The sequence below is a fragment of the Acidobacteriota bacterium genome (assembly GCA_026707545.1).
Classification (GTDB): domain Bacteria; phylum Acidobacteriota; class Thermoanaerobaculia; order Multivoradales; family Multivoraceae; genus Multivorans.
The window spans coordinates 220,864-235,536 of sequence record JAPOWR010000005.1; the positions used below are offsets into that span (position 1 = coordinate 220,864).

The 14,673-nt window shown below is 70.0% G+C and carries 13 protein-coding genes; 4 read left to right on the plus strand and 9 right to left on the minus strand.

What is annotated here, in order from left to right; genetic code table 11:
* Window positions 1-765: 765 nt before the first annotated feature.
* From OXG83_17000 to mnmA, 3 genes are all read left to right on the plus strand, one after another.
* A complete protein-coding gene (locus OXG83_17000) occupies window positions 766-1,395 on the plus strand; it encodes a transposase (protein MCY3966720.1) in 630 nt (209 codons plus the stop codon).
* A 485-nt stretch (window positions 1,396-1,880) separates the two neighbouring features.
* Window positions 1,881-3,050: a cysteine desulfurase family protein gene (locus OXG83_17005; GenBank protein MCY3966721.1), complete on the plus strand. Its 1,170-nt coding sequence runs from the start codon at window positions 1,881-1,883 to the stop codon at window positions 3,048-3,050.
* A 68-nt stretch (window positions 3,051-3,118) separates the two neighbouring features.
* On the plus strand, window positions 3,119-4,186 hold the full coding sequence (gene mnmA / locus OXG83_17010) for a tRNA 2-thiouridine(34) synthase MnmA (GenBank protein ID MCY3966722.1): 1,068 nt from the start codon (window positions 3,119-3,121) through the stop codon (window positions 4,184-4,186).
* A 400-nt stretch (window positions 4,187-4,586) separates the two neighbouring features.
* Here the strand turns inward: mnmA and OXG83_17015 are convergent, their stop codons facing one another.
* Window positions 4,587-5,438 (minus strand): hypothetical protein, encoded by an 852-nt coding sequence (locus tag OXG83_17015; GenBank protein ID MCY3966723.1) that lies wholly within the window; start codon window positions 5,436-5,438, stop codon window positions 4,587-4,589.
* 194 nt (window positions 5,439-5,632) lie between these two features.
* On the opposite strand from OXG83_17015, the gene OXG83_17020 reads away from it, so the two are divergent.
* Window positions 5,633-6,280: a hypothetical protein gene (locus tag OXG83_17020; GenBank protein MCY3966724.1), complete on the plus strand. Its 648-nt coding sequence runs from the start codon at window positions 5,633-5,635 to the stop codon at window positions 6,278-6,280.
* 12 nt (window positions 6,281-6,292) lie between these two features.
* Here the strand turns inward: OXG83_17020 and rsmI are convergent, their stop codons facing one another.
* From rsmI to OXG83_17060, 8 genes are all read right to left on the minus strand, one after another.
* Window positions 6,293-7,015: a 16S rRNA (cytidine(1402)-2'-O)-methyltransferase gene (rsmI, locus tag OXG83_17025; protein MCY3966725.1), complete on the minus strand. Its 723-nt coding sequence runs from the start codon at window positions 7,013-7,015 to the stop codon at window positions 6,293-6,295.
* 7 nt (window positions 7,016-7,022) lie between these two features.
* A complete protein-coding gene (locus OXG83_17030; protein ID MCY3966726.1) occupies window positions 7,023-9,272 on the minus strand; it encodes a transglycosylase SLT domain-containing protein in 2,250 nt (749 codons plus the stop codon).
* 222 nt (window positions 9,273-9,494) lie between these two features.
* The gene (locus OXG83_17035) at window positions 9,495-10,052 is read right to left on the minus strand and encodes a hypothetical protein (protein MCY3966727.1); all 558 of its coding nucleotides are present in this window, start codon (window positions 10,050-10,052) and stop codon (window positions 9,495-9,497) included.
* A gap of 646 nt (window positions 10,053-10,698) precedes the next feature.
* Entirely contained in the window at window positions 10,699-11,562 is an 864-nt protein-coding gene (gene prmC, locus OXG83_17040; GenBank protein MCY3966728.1) for a peptide chain release factor N(5)-glutamine methyltransferase, read from the minus strand.
* A 16-nt stretch (window positions 11,563-11,578) separates the two neighbouring features.
* On the minus strand, window positions 11,579-12,661 hold the full coding sequence (gene prfA, locus OXG83_17045) for a peptide chain release factor 1 (protein MCY3966729.1): 1,083 nt from the start codon (window positions 12,659-12,661) through the stop codon (window positions 11,579-11,581).
* A gap of 51 nt (window positions 12,662-12,712) precedes the next feature.
* A complete protein-coding gene (locus OXG83_17050) occupies window positions 12,713-13,396 on the minus strand; it encodes a methyltransferase domain-containing protein (protein MCY3966730.1) in 684 nt (227 codons plus the stop codon).
* Window position 13,397: 1 nt separating this feature from the next.
* Window positions 13,398-14,195, minus strand: coding sequence for a hypothetical protein (locus OXG83_17055; GenBank protein ID MCY3966731.1), 798 nt, complete (start codon window positions 14,193-14,195; stop codon window positions 13,398-13,400).
* The gene (locus OXG83_17060) at window positions 14,192-14,638 is read right to left on the minus strand and encodes a hypothetical protein (protein MCY3966732.1); all 447 of its coding nucleotides are present in this window, start codon (window positions 14,636-14,638) and stop codon (window positions 14,192-14,194) included. The genes OXG83_17055 and OXG83_17060 overlap by 4 nt, the downstream gene beginning before the upstream one ends.
* Window positions 14,639-14,673: the final 35 nt, after the last annotated feature.

Here is a 14,673-nt window from a genome sequence, read left to right on the forward strand (position 1 = left end):
GCGCCGTTGCGGCGTTGCGGTCGCCGCTTCGCGGCGGCTGTTTGTCTGGCCGCCTTCGGCGGCAAGCGGACCGGAAGGTCCGCGCACCCAGAGAGTGGGCGTGGGGTGTGGCGGAGTTCTCTACAAGCAGATGACATGACGCCGTTGCGGTCGCCGCTTCGCGGCGGCTGTGTTCTGGCCGCCTCCGGCGGCAAGCGGACCGGAAGGTCCGCGCACCCAGAGAGCGGGCGTGGGGTGTGGCGGAGTTCTCTACAAGCAGATGACCTGGCGCCGTTGCGGCGTTGCGGTCGCCGCTTCGCGGCGGCTGTTTGTCTGGCCGCCTTCGGCGGCAAGCGGACCGGAAGGTCCGCGCACCCAGAGAGTGGGCGTGGGGTGTGGCGGAGTTCTCTACAAGCAGATGACATGACGCCGTTGCGGCGTTGCGGTCGCCGCTTCGCGGCGGCTGTGTTTCTGGCCGCCTTCGGCGGCTAGCGGACCAGAAGGTCCGCGCACCCAGAGAGCGGACGTGGGTTCTGCGGGGTGCTGTGCTGCAGTTGGGATGAGCCCGCAGCGGTGTCATGTCATCTGCTTGTAGAGAAGCTAGCCGCACCGGGGTGGTTCTCTGGGTGCGCGGACCTTCTGGTCCGCATCAAGCGCGATGCCGCGAAGCGGCGAGCCCGTGCCGTCCGAACGGACCCCTGGACACCCCGCCGATCCCGCCCGTACTTATCCCTTGGAGGGTCACGACAATCGTCTGGTAACAGCGCGAAACACCCTCGGCGAGTAATGGTCATTCAGAACGCAAGCCCGAACGAAGACGAACCTCTCGGTTGGTACTCCCGCGGCTACCACCCTCACCTGGACGATCCGCAGCGTCTCCAAAGCATCGGCTTCCGCCTTGCCGACAGTGTGCCGAACCATCTGCTGGAGCGATGGCGAGAGGAGGCCAGGCAAACCGGCGATCCCGGTGACCAGGTCCGGGCAGCGAATCTCGACCGGCTGATCGGCCGTTTCGAGGACGCCGGTCACGGCGCCTGCCACTTGCGCCACCCGCGGATCGCCGGCCTTGTGCAGGACACGCTCCTGTACGGCGACGGCGATCGCTACCGACTGATTGACTGGTGCATCATGCCCAACCACGTCCACGGGCTGATCGAGCCTCACCGGGCTTCGCTTCGGCGAATCGTCCAGACGTGGAAGTCCGTTTCAGCTCGCCGCGCCAATCTGATCCTGGGCCGAAAAGGGAGATTCTGGATGGAGGACTACTACGACCGCTACATCCGCGACCGTCGCCACTACGAGGCCGTTCGGCGGTACATCTGGAACAACCCCGTTACGGCAGGACTGTGCCGGAGGGCCGATCAGTGGCCGTGGTCGTCGGCCCGCTTGCGTGTAGGGGAGTTGGTGGGGGAGTAGGTTCGGGCTCGCCGCTTCGCGGCGGTGTTGTGTCCGCAGTGGCGGAAGGTCGCCGGCCGTTGGCCGGCGGCTGTGTTCCTGGGGCTGCGCCGCTTCGCGGCTCCGCCCCATAGCGGACCAGAAGGTCCGCGCACCCAGAGCACGGCCCCGGTGGGGCGTGCTTCTCTACATGCGGATGACATGGTGTCGCTGCGGGCGTGCGGACCAGAAGGTCCGCGCACCCAGAGAGCGACCCGGGTGCGGCGTGCTTCTCTACATGCGGATGACATGTCGCCGCTGCGTGCTCAACCCAACTGCAGCAGGGCATCTCGCAGAAGCTACGCACGTTCTCTGGGTGCGCGGACCTTCTGGTCCGCTTGCCGCCGAAGGCGGCCAGAAACACGCGCCGGCCGCAGGCCGGCACCTTTGGCACCCGTGCAGCACAAACGCACCGGCCGCAGGCCGGCACATTCAACACCGCCTTCGAACGTACAATCTCCACGACCATGCCCGCTCCCGTCTACCTCGACCACAACGCGACCACCCCGCTCGATCCGCGGGTGGCGGAAGCGATGGAGCCCTGGGTCGGGGGGCTCCACGGCAATCCGTCGTCGGTTCATTCCTTCGGGCGGACGGCGCGTGCCGCGGTGGAGTTGGCGCGGGAGCAGGTGGCGGAACTCGTGGGCGGGCAGCCGCCGGAGGTCGTCTTCACCGCGTCGGGGACAGAGGCGAACAACGCGGTTCTGCTGTCGGCGTTCGCCGGCGAGGGCGACGGCCACCTGGTGATCTCGGAGCTGGAGCATCCGTCGATTCAGGCGGCGGCAGACCGGCTGGAGGGACTCGGCGTCGAGGTGACGCGGCTCCGCCCGGGCGCGGACGGAGTCGTCTCCGCAGATTCGATCGTGGCGGCGCTCCGGCGGGACACCCGGCTGGTGTGCCTGATGCTGGCGAACAACGAACTGGGTACGGTGCAGCCGGTGGCGGCGGCGGCGGCAGCGTGCCGCGAACGGGGTGTGCCGCTTCTCTGCGACGCGGTCCAGGCGGCGGGCAAGCTGGCCATCGATGCCGGTGCCCTGGGAGCGGACTACGTCGTCGTCGCGGCGCACAAGTTCAACGGGCCGGTGGGCGCGGCGGCGCTCCGGATCCGCGAGGGCGCCGCATTCGAGCCGCTGATCCTCGGCGGCGGGCAGGAGCGGCGGCGGCGGGCCGGTACGGAGAATGTCGCCGCACTGGTCGGCTTCGGAGCCTGCGCGGCGCTGGCGTCAGAGGAACTTGACGAGCGCATCGAGCGCCTGGGCGAGCTGCGCGACGGACTGGAGGCGGGCCTTGCCGGTATCCCGGACGCTCGCCTGCACTGCGCGTCGTCGCCGCGTCTGCCCCATGTGGCACATGTGGCCTTTCCAGGTCTGATCGGCGAGGAACTGGTCGTTCGGCTCGACCTGGCCGGCTTTGCGGTCTCGACCGGCGCCGCGTGCGCTTCGGGCGTCGTCGAGCCGAGCAGGACGCTGCTGGCGATGGGCGTGCCGGCGGCCGAGGCCCTGGCGTCGATCCGGATCAGTCTGGGCACGACGAATGACGAGGCGGAGCTCGCGCGTTTTCTGCCGGTGCTGGCGGCCGAAGTGGAGGCGCTCCGGTCCCTCTGCGCGGAGCCTGTGGCCCAGGCGGTGGCCGGATGACCGCCCTGGCCCAGACAGCGGCACGGACGGGCAGGAGTGCCGTGCCCGCGCCCCTGACCGCGGTGGCGATGAGCGGGGGGCTGGATTCCTCGGTGGCCGCGTTGCTGCTCGAACGCCGGGGGACGCCGGTGGTCGGCCTGTCGATGCTGCTCTGGGATCGGTCGCAGCAGGTCCGGCACGGCCGCTGCTGCGGCTCGCTCGACCTCGGCGATGCGCGCCGGGTGGCGGAGCAGCTCGGCCTGCCGCACTACACGCTGAGGATGGACGGGGAGTTTCGCCGGCACGTGGTCGACCCCTTCGTGGACGGCTACGTCGGCGGCCAAACGCCGAGCCCGTGCATCTCCTGCAACACGGAGATCAAGTTCGAGGCCTTCTGGGAGCGGGCGCGCCGGCTGGGCGCCGGTCGGATCGCCACGGGCCACTACGCGCGCATCCGGCGCGGGGCGGACGGGCGCTACGAGCTGCACCGGGCGGTCGACGAGTCGAAGGACCAGAGCTACTTCCTGTTCGAGCTGAACCAGGAGCAACTGGCGCGTGCCGTCTTCCCGCTCGGAGAGCTGACGAAGGCCGAGGTGCGCGAGCTGGCCCGTGAGGCCGGGCTGGCGGTGGCGGAGAAGGGCGAGAGCATGGAGATCTGCTTCGTCGACCGGGGCGTGCGGGAGTTCGTCGAGAGCGAGCGACCCGACCTGTCCCGGCGGCCGGCACGGGTCAGCGCGAGCGACGGCGAGGAACTGGGCGCCGGAGCGCCCTACTACCGGTACACCGTGGGGCAGAGGCGGGGCCTGGGCGTCGCCGCCGGGCGCCGGCTGTACGTGCTCGACGTGCAGCCGGAAGACAACCGGATCGTCGTCGGCAGCCGCGACGAACTGCTGGCGCCGGGCCTGATCGGGCGCGGCCTGCACTGGATCTCCGGTGCCGCGGTGGACTCGGCGGTCGAGGTCGACGTGCGGATCCGCTCGCGGCACCCCGGCGTCGCGGCGACGGTCGAGAGCTTGCCGGCCGCGGACGGCGGCTCCGGCGGCTGCAAAGTCCGCTTCGCCGAACCCCAGGCCGGCGTCGCCCCCGGCCAGGCGGCGGTGTTCTATCGCGGTACCCAGATCCTCGGCGGCTGCTGGATCGAGCGGGCCCTTAGCTGAGGGCGGTCCGTGGTGAGAAGGTCGCCGGCCGTTGGCCGGCGGCTGTGTCGCCCGGAAGCGGACCAGAAGGTCCGCGCACCCAGAGAGCGGCTCCGGTGCGGCCCACTTCTGTACATGCGGATGACATGACGCCGCTGCGGGCCGATCCCAACTGCAGCAGGGCATTTCGCAGAATCCCACGCACGTTCTCTGGGTGCGCGGACCTTCTGGTCCGCTCGCCGCCGAGGGCGGCCAGAAACCCGCCGCCGCGAAGCGGCGACCGCAAGACGCAGCGGCGTCATGTCAACCGCATGCACAGAAGTTCGCGAGATCGGGGTGGTTCTCTGGGTGCGCGGACCTTCCGGTCCGCTGCCGCCGCAGGCGGCCAGAAACCCGTGCCGGCCGCAGGCCGGCACCTTCCTCAACCCCCCGCAGGCTCCAACTCCACCACAAGGTCAGACCACACCCAGCCCGGCTGCGCGGGCTCGTTGTCGTAGTCGCCGCGGAAGCCGAAGCCGACAGCCACCTGCTGGCCGGCGTTGAACGGGATCTCGTCGATGTTCGGCTTGCCGATGGCGCGCATCACCTCGACGCCGCTCGAGTCGGCCAGCGCGAGGACGATCCGCCCTCCGGCGGCGTCGAAGTCGAAGCGGACGTCGTAGGTCTCGCCGGCCTGCATCAGGTACCGCTCAACCACCCGCTGCTTGCTCGTGTGCTTGACGCCCCAGTCGCTGCGGAAGAAGACCTGCGGCGGACCGCCCGGCCCCCGGGCGACACCGAAGCCGAACAGGTCGACGTGCCGGTTGCGGGCGAACCAGAACAGGTTCTGGTTGCGGGACGGGACGCGGTTCCAGCCGCCGTGATGCACACGGAAACGGAAGATGACCCGCCGGTAGGTCCCGGGCGGCGTGTCGAGCCGGGTTTCGAAGTCGGGCCGCTCTTCGGTCGCGCGGTGGAACGCGCCGGCCAGCGCGAGACGGACGACGCCGTCCTCGGAAACGGAGCGTTCCGGGCCGGCGGGGACGTCGGCCCCGGGCGCTTCGGCCGGATCGGTCGATGCGCTCACGTCCGGCCTCAGGGCTGCCGTGTTGGCCGCCCACTGGGCGCGTCGGCAGAAGTCGATGAAGGCGTCGCGTTCGTCGCAGTCCGGCAGGCTGCCGGCGACCTCGACGACCGCCGCGGTCATCGTCTCCGCGATGCGCCGCTGGAGTTCGACGATGCCGTCGCTGGGCTTCGGGTGTCTGAATGCCTCGACGATCTGGTCCCTGTTCATGCCGCTCCCCCGCTCTCCAGTTCGGAGGGCAAGACCTGGTGGGGTCTCGTCGAGGGGCAGCCAACCGGCCGGATCTCGCCCGGCTCGCGAGTCTACATCCGGCTGGTTTCGCTGACCGCTGCTTCTTGCACTACACTCGCCGCCCCACCGCTCAAGCTGACCTGCAACTCATCCATCAGAAAAGGAAGATCCCCATGAAGCGACTCCCCCTGGTCGCCGCGGTCACACTGGCACTGGCGTTCGTCGGTTCCGCTCTCGTTGCCCAGGACTACCTGCAGAACGCGCAGTTCCGGGTCGCATGGAAGGACGAGTCGATGGGGAAGTTCGCGAACCCGGCGGCCTGGTCGTCGGACCAGGGAGTCCTGTACTGGCTGGAAGACCAGCAGGAGACGGAGGCCCTCGTCAACATCCGCGAGCGAGACGGCCTCTGGAGGTTGGAACTGGCGGTGACGACGGAGCGTCAGTCGATCCTGTTTGCTGTGCACAGCGACACGGAGGCGATGTGGGCAGTGCGAACCGGTTTGGCCCAGGACGTCGTTCCGGGCTACGAGGGGGACTATCCGGAGTCCGCCGTGGTCTGCATGATCCCGCGGGGTGCGCGTCGCAACGCCTGGCGCTGCTACTGGGGAACGGCTCTGCTGCTCAACGACGCATGGGACCAGGACGGGCAGATCCCGGCCAAGTACTTCGAGCCCTATCCCAAGTGCCAGGGGTTGTTCGAGAGCCTGGTCGCGCTGGGGCAGCCGGACGTGCCGACGTATGGGGGGCGTCCTGCTTCTCAGTGTCCGCCCGCCAGCGCCAGCCCGACCCTGCCGGAAGGCTGGGTCGAGCCTGAACAGTAGCGCGACGCGCCGTCAGGAGCGCCGGTCGGACCCGCCGACCACGGCCGTCACCTCGCCGCGGAGGCCGGGACGTTCTCCGATCGCGGCGGCGAGTTCCCCGAGCCGACCGCGCAGCACCTCCTCGTGGAGCTTGGTCAACTCGCGGGCCAGGGCCGCGTCGCGGTCGGGGCCGAAGGCGTCGGCGGCGTCGGCCAGCGAGGCCGCCGCGCGCCGGGGCGACTCGAAGAACACGAGCGTGTGCGGGACCTCGGCGTGGGAGTCGAAGAAGCGCCGCCGCCGCCCCTTCTTCCGCGGCGGGAAGCCGAGGAACGTGAACGGGTAGGGCGGCAGACCGGAGACCACGAGGGCGGTCAGGATGGCCGAGGGGCCCGGCAGCGCCTCGACCGCGAGACCCTGCCGCACGGCGGCCCGCACCAGGCGGTAGCCGGGGTCCGAGACGAGCGGGGTGCCCGCGTCCGAGACCAGGGTCACCGCGCCGCCTTCCTCGAGTGTTTGCAGCACGCGGCCGATCTGCCGGTCCTCGTTGTGGTCGTGGAGCGGAAGGAGCGGCGGCCGGGCTCTCGCGCCGGCGGCGCCGAGGTTCTGGTACAGCCGCCCGGTGCGTCGGGTGTCCTCGCAGGCGACGAGGTCGGCCGAGAGCAGGGCGTCGCGGGCGCGTGGGGAGAGATCGGCCAGGTTGCCGATCGGCGTGGCCACGATCCGCAGCCGGCCCGCCGCCGGCTTGGGCGAGTTCACGGCGGGCTCAGCCCGTCTGGTCGTAGAGGTCGTGGTACTGGGCCACGTTGTGGAGCACCTGCTCCACGTAGTTCCGGGTCTCGCTGAAGCCGACCTTGGTGAAGTACTCGTCGGCGCCGTCGGTGTAGCAGTAGCGGCGCCAGAGGCCGGCCACCGGTTCGCCGGCGTTGTAGGCGGCGACCATCATGTGCGGCTCGTTGCCGAACAGGGCGCCCAGCTCGGCCAGATACGCGGCGCCGAGTTCGATCGCGAGGGCGGGGTCCTCCAGGTCGCGGGGCGATCGCAGCGGCGTGCCGGAACTCGCCGCCAGCCGCGCGGCGGTCGGATAGACGAACTGCATCAGGCCGCGCGCCGAGGCCGCGGAGACCGCCTGGTGGTCGAATCGGCTCTCCTGGCGCATGACCGCCGCCATCAGGAAGGGGTCGAGGCCACGCCGGGCGGCGGCGGAGTCGATCAGCTCGCCGTAGGCCCTCGGGTAGAGCGCCTTGCGGAGGGTCAGCGGGTGGAGCGGCTCGGGGAGGCGGCCAGGCGCCCGCTGAGCCAGGATCTCGGCAATCAGGAGCGCGCGGCGGGGCCTGGTCCCGGCGAGACCCTCGGCCGCGGTCAGGGCGAGGCGCGGACTGGCGACGGGGAAGTGCCGGTTCACGACCTCGACCGCGTCGCCCCAAAGGCCGAGCGCCAGCATCAGCTCCTGTGGATCGGAGAGCGACTGGTTCCAGAGAGGCCAGCTCTCGGCCGGCACGCCCTGCAGTGTCAGGAAGGAGCGGATGGCCGAATCGGACGCCAGCCGCCCCTGGAGCGTCTGCCGGGCGGCCTCCGCGTTGTCGCCGCGCCGGTCGTAGAGCAGCCAGGCCCGGTAGAGCGACGCGGGGTTCTGGGAACGCGCCATCTCGCCGGCGATGCGCTGGGCATGAACCGCGAGCGGCGGCGCCTTCAGGCGCTTCGCGGCCGCCTCCGCCAGGGGGTGGAAGGGATCTGCCGCGAGCACGTCGGCGTAGTGCTCGATCGCGCGGTCCAGGCCGCCGCGGGCTTCGAGCAGCCGGCCCTGCCAGTAGCGCACCTCGAGCGCGACGCTCCGGCTCGTGGCCGCGGCGTCGGCCAGCCAGTCCCCGGCTCGGTCGAGGCGGCCCTGGACGATGTCCGAAACGGCGAGGAACAGGCTGCCGCGCGCGACCACGGCGCGGTCGCTTCGAATCTGGAGCAGCACGGGGTATAGCTCGAGTGCCTCGTCCTCGAGTCCGCGGCGCCAGTCGAGGCGCATCGCGCCGAGCAGGGCCGCCGCCGCGAAGTTGCCCTGGGGTTGGGCCAGATAGGCGCGCCGGAAGGTGTTCGAGGCGGCCGGCCAGTCGCTGAACAGCTCTTCGGACCGGGCCTTCTGGTAGAGCGCCTGGGCCGAACGGCTGGCCGAGCTCACGTTGCTGGCCAGCACTTCGTAGTGCCGGGCCGCATCTTCGAGACGCCCCTGCCAGAAGTGGCTTCGCGCCCACCGGTAGTGGACGTCGAAGTCGGAGTTCGAGCGCACCTCCAGGTCGATCACGATCTGTCCCAGCAGTTGGTTGGAGCGGTCGAACGCGCGGTGTTCGTGGAAGGTCGTCCCGAGCAGCAGCACTTCGTCGGGATTCTCGAGTTCCGGTCGGAGCCAGTGCAGGCGTTCGGCCGCCTCGAAGGCGACGAGGTCGTTCGACCGCTCCTCGAGCAGGGCGACCAGCTCGACGACCCCTTCGTCCTGCACGCCCGCGGCGAGCCGGCACTTGGCGCGGCTCAGGGTCAGCAGACGGCGTTCGGATGCCGGCATGCGGGATACGGGGATTCCGGCGAGGAGCCGGCAGTCGCCGCCCCGGTCGAGGCTCGACGCGAGCAGTTCGGCGGCCGGCCGCACGAGCACCCGGGGCGGACGGCCGCCGAGCAGCGTCGCGGTGACGCCGGCGGCGATCTCCGGGGCGCCGAGCCGGGTCTGGGCGACCGCCAGCCGGTAGCGGGCCCAGGGTTCGAGCGCCGGGGTTTCGGTCAGGCAGGTGGCGTAGGCCTCGGAGGCGTCTTCGAGCCGCCCGAGTTCCTCCAGCAGCGTCCCCTCCAGGTAGCACATGCCGTAGGCGGCCCCGAGGTCCGGCTGCTCGCCGCGAAGCCGCCTGGTCTCCTCGAGCGCGGCCTGCTGCTGCCCGTCGGACTGTAATTCGACCAGGCGAATGCGCGGATCGTCCTCGGCTGCCAGCACGAGCAGCGGCAGCGTCAAGGCGATCGTGGCTGACGCGGCCATACGAAACGATAACCGGAAAGCCCGATTCTACATTCCCGCGGCGGGGGGAGACTACATACGAGAATTGCCACGGCCCGTCGCCCGGCTCGTGGCCGGTTCTAGGAGCCGTGCTTCTTCTGCTGGCGTATGGACGGGTCGGGCGGCTTGGCCTGGGAGAACAGCTTGCGGGCAATCTCCTCCGGGGCCCTGACTTGACCCAAGCCTAGCGAGTCGTCAGCCTCTTCACCATTCCTCCCTCGGATCGGCCGGTTCATCAGGCTGCACCACTCTCGCTCCTGCCGCGGCTGCTTCGCGGAACCAGCCCCACTCCGTCTCATCCATGTTAGACACAGAGTCGGAAGATCTCCTCAGCGAGGGCTTGGTCCACGAGGCCTCCCGCAGGTTCATCCGATATGAGAACCTGCGGCTCTCCCCCGAGGCGAAGTACATGACGACACGGCAATCCAAATTCGGGACAACGAGGGCTCTGATGCCCGTCAGGTGTCCGCTACCTGACGATCGAGCCCATGTCACGTATTCGCCGGAAAACTCGCTGTAGCAGCGGACACTCAGGTCTACGAAGTAGACGGCGTTCACGTTCCAGTAGAGGTCCACGAGGACCTGAGACGTGTCGTCCGCCGTGGTGAACTCGTAGATGTCGATCTGGTTGTAGGTGTCGAACTCGTAGTCGTAGTCCGTCGTGATGGTGCGGACAATCGAGTGTGGGTGCCTCTGGGCATAGCCAGAGGTGGCCAACAGACCCAGGGCGAGGAGGATGGGGGCAACTCTGCGTGTGATCATGTGCGATCTCCTGTTGTTGTCCGACTCCGGTGTTGCAACCGGCTGCCGGACGTACTATCTGGGTGCTGACTCAGCAACCCTGCCGATCAGAAAAACGGGCGGCGGGCCTGCTTCGAGACCCGTGACGGAACCTATGTGATGGGCCGTCGCCAGCACTCGGCAGCCCGCCGGACCAGACGGCCCCCTCTTGGGCTTCATATCGACAGTCGCTTCCATCGGCCAAGGCGGGCCACGGCGTTGCCGCCGTCGGGCGTTGTGGCTTGGGGCCATCACCCTTCGACCGGCCAAGCTAGCGCATCGTGAAGCCTTGTCAAGGCGGGTGGAACCGGCCCCCTCGTGACCGTCTCCGCACAGCGCGTCAGCCTGCCGGGAGTGCTCGGCTTTCAGCCGGTCAACTCGTCGTAGCGCATCCGCTTGCCGATCAAGCCTCGGGCGATGACCACCATCTGGTCGAGCGTGTCCAGCTCCCGGATGTTCTTCCGGCCGGAACACCGACCGGTCGAGCTCGAGGGCGACCAGGCCCGAGATCGGGTTCGTCTCCAGGAAAGGCGCGACGGTTCCTTCCTCTTCGTCGGTTATGGAGACGAAGCGAATGTCGTGCTCCGCGAGATCGTCCGCCAGTCCGCGGCGGGGGAGCCGCGCGTCGTCAATCCCGCCGCAGACGCATCACCCGGGCAATGCCCGCCAGGTCCGCCACGACCCCCTCCACGACGAAGCCGCCCTCCCTCGCCAGCTCCAGCACGCCGTCGAGCTGCCCCTTCCCAATCTCCAGCAGCAGCCGCTGACCGGCAGCGAACCGGCTCCCGGCCCCAAAGAGGCGACGGAAGAAGTCGAGTCCGTCGCCGGCGAACAGGGCCTCCGGCGGCTCGTGGTCCCGGATCTCCGGCATCAGGGTGTGCCATTCGCCGGTGTCGATGTAGGGCGGGTTCGAGACGACCACGTCGAAGGGCCGCAGGCGGAGAGCCGAGAGAAGGTCGGCTTGGACGAGACACACCCGGCCGTCCACGCCGTGCCTGCGGCAGTTCGCTGCCGCCACCGCGAGCGCGCCGAGCGAGAGGTCCGTCGCGACCACCGAGGCGTCCGGGCGCTCCAGTGCCACAGTGACTGCGATACAGCCGGATCCCGTCCCCAGGTCGAGCACCCGGGTGTCGGCGCCCGTGCAGTCGAGGGCCACCTCCACCAGGTGCTCCGTCTCCGGCCGCGGAATCAGCACCCGCGGATCGACTTCGAAGCCGCGGCCGTAGAACTCGCGGCGGCCCAGGAGGTAGGCCATCGGCACCCGGTCCGCCCGGCGCCGGATCAACTGTCCGTAGCTCACGCCGGCGGGTTCGGGCACGTCCTCGTCCGAGCGCGCATAAATCTCCGCCTCTTCGAGACCCAGGACCTCCCCGAGCAGCAGCGCCGCCTCGCGGCGCGGCAGTTCGACCGAACCGCTCAGGTGATCCCGACCCAGGTCGAGCAGATCGACGATTCGAGCGGCCCCTCGCAGAGGCCCACGGCCTTCCGGCACCGGGCTGGCGGCTTCCTCAGCTCGCGCTGCCGACCGACTGCTGCAGCCGCTCCGCTTCGAAGTGCTGGTGCAGCGGAACGATCAGCGGATCGAGGTCGCCTTCGAGAATGGAGGGCAGCTTGTGGACCGACAGCCCGACGCGGTGGTCGGTGACCCGGTTCTGCGGGAAGTTGTAGGTCCGGATCTTCTCGGAACGGTCGCCGCTGCCGACCATCCGCCGCCGCTCCTCCGACATCTCGGACTCGGCCCGGGCCTGTTCGATCTCGAGCAGGCGGCTCTTCAGAACCCGCATCGCCTTCGCCTTGTTCTTGATCTGGCTTCGTTCGTCCTGGCAGGTGACGACCAGGCCCGTCGGCTGATGCGTCAACCGCACCGCGGAGTAGGTCGTGTTGACGCCCTGGCCGCCGGGACCGGATGCACAGTAGGTGTCCACGCGCAAGTCCGAAGGATCGACCGCGATCTCGATGTCCTCCGCTTCGGGCAGCACGGCGACCGTGACCGCCGACGTGTGAATGCGGCCCGAGGCCTCGGTCTCCGGCACCCGCTGCACGCGGTGGACGCCGGCCTCGTAGCGCAGGGTGGCGAACGCCCCCTGGCCCTCGACGATCGCGGACACGTCCTTGATGCCGCGAATGCCGGACTCGGAGAGGTCGAGGATGTCGACCTTCCAGCCGTTCGCATCGGCGAAACGGCTGTACATCCGGAAGAGTTCCGCGGCGAACAGGGTCGCCTCGTCGCCGCCGGTTCCCGCGCGAATCTCCAGGACGGCGTTGCGCTTCTCGTTCGGATCCTTGGGCGCCAACTCCTCCTTCACCCGTTCCTCGAGCGTCGCGAGGGTCGCCTGCAGCAGGCGCTGCTCCTCGGTCGCCACCTCGAACAGATCGTCGTCACGGTCGAGTTCACTGAGGAGTTCCGCGGTCTGATCGAGTTCTTCCTGGGCCCTCTTGTACCGGTGGAAGAGCTCGACCACCGGGTTCAGCTCCGCCAGCGCCCGGCTCGTGTCGCGATACACGGCGGGATTCCCCAGCACATCCGGATCGGCGAGCTTGGCCGTCAGCTCGTCGAAGGTCTGCTCTATCTGTTCGAGCTTGTCGAGCATGGCCCGAAGATCCTCCTGCCCGTATCCTGCCACGGAAGGGGTGCGCCGGCGTCAGCCGTCACCGCCCTTGCGCCCCACCAGCACGGCAATCCCGACCTCCAGCCACACGCACTCGGTCTCGAACCCCGCGGCAGCAACGGCCGCCAGCTCGTCTTCGAGCGGAAAGTAAGTGTCCTCCTCCGACCATTCCTCGAAGTGTTCGAACGCCTTCTGCTCGTCGATGCCGTGGCTCATCAGGTGGTCGGCCCAGCCGCGCCAGGTGGCCTCGCGGGCGGCGGGTTCGGTCGGCATCGTCGCGTCGGCGTTGACGAAGAGGCCGCCCGGCTGGAGCGCGTCGTGGATTCGTCGGTAGAGCGCCCGCTTCGCGTCGAGTTCCGGGATGTGGTGGAGCGCCAGGGACGCCGCCACGCCGTCGCAACGGGGCAGCGGCTCGAGGAAGGACGCCTCGGTGAAGCGCGCGCGGTCGCCGAATCGCGCCAGCCGGGTTCTGGCCTGCTCGAGCATCTCGGCGTCGACGTCGACGAGCTCGACCGTCCCGGACTGCGACGTCTCGAGGATCGCCTCCGCGAGCGCGCCGGTGCCGGCCCCGAGATCAAGGACCAGACCCGAGGAAACCGGCGCCAGTTCCCGCGCGGTGGTCCGGAGCATCTCCTCGTAGCCGGGAATGAACTGCCGGATCGTCGCGTCGTACTCGTCGATGGCGACGCGGAGGTGGCGGCGGACGGAATGAGGCACGCTACTGCTCATTCTGGGACATTGCCGGGGCCGGTTGGTGGGACAGGGCGGCGGCTACTGCCGCGAGTCGCCGCACACAGCGAGCGGCTCGCAGGCGGAAGGCGGCCAGGGCGGCCCAGTTCGCCGGGCGCATGATCGCCGCGCGAAGGATGCGGCCTCGACCAGTTTCGCCTGCGTCCGGCGCGTCGACGCGCTGGAGGAACCCTGGCAGCTCCTTTGCGGCCGTATCGCTGACGGCCCGCAGAACGGCGAACGGCACCCCCGCGGCGTGAAGCACCCGCGCCGCCGGCCAGCTCTCCATGTCCACGGCGGCCGGGCTCGGAGAACCGGCGCGGCGCCAGAGCGCGGCGCGGGCGCCGGCCCCGGTGATGACGCGCGGGGCCGTGACCACGACGACCGCGCGGCAACCCCGGGTTGTGGCGGCCGCGACGAGCGCGTCGTCCAGGTCGACGGCCGGCCCGTCCGGCGCGATGGCGGAGCGGGCGACGATCAGATCGCCGACCTGAAGATCCGGCGACAGGCCGCCGGCGATGCCGACCCATACAACGCGGCGGCAGCGACCGTGACCGGCTAGCCGGACGCACGTCTCGGCGGCCTTCCGCGCCGCCTGTTCGCCGATGCCGCTGATTGCGATGACCGCCGGCCGTCCCCCCAGGCTACCGGCGACGACCGGCAGGTCCTGCGGATCCCGGATCCGCCGCTTGCCTTCCAGTAACCGCAGAAGCGCCGCCGCCTCGAACCGCATCGCGGCCAGGTAGACGGTCGCGTCCCTCGGGTAGCGATCGTGGGCGGCCGTCATGAGGCCCCGCCGCTCCGCCGGCCGGCACCGCGCCGTGTCACGTAGCCGTTGTCCTCGAACCAGCGCACGGCCCGCTCGAGCGCCGGCTCCACGGGTGCCTGTGGCAGGCCGAGTTCCTTCACCGCCTTCCCGGCGTCGAAGAACATCCGCTTGCGGGCCATCCGGGCGCTCTCGAGCGAAACCCGCGGCTCGCCTCCGGAGAGGCGCGCCCAGCCGGTCGCCAGAGCCGCCGCCCCGAGCGGCAGCCAGTGCGGCAGCCGAAGACGGGGAGCTTCGAGCCCCGTGATCTCCGCCAGCGCACGCAGCAGTTCGGCCAGCGGCATGTTGCGGCAGCCGAGGATGTACTTCTCACCCACCCGCCCGTGCGCCGCGGCCAGCAGATGGCCCGTCGCTACGTCGCGGACGTCGATCAGGTTCAGGCCCGTGTCGACGTAGGCCGGCATCTTGGGGATTATAACGCTGTTTAGCCGCCGCTCCC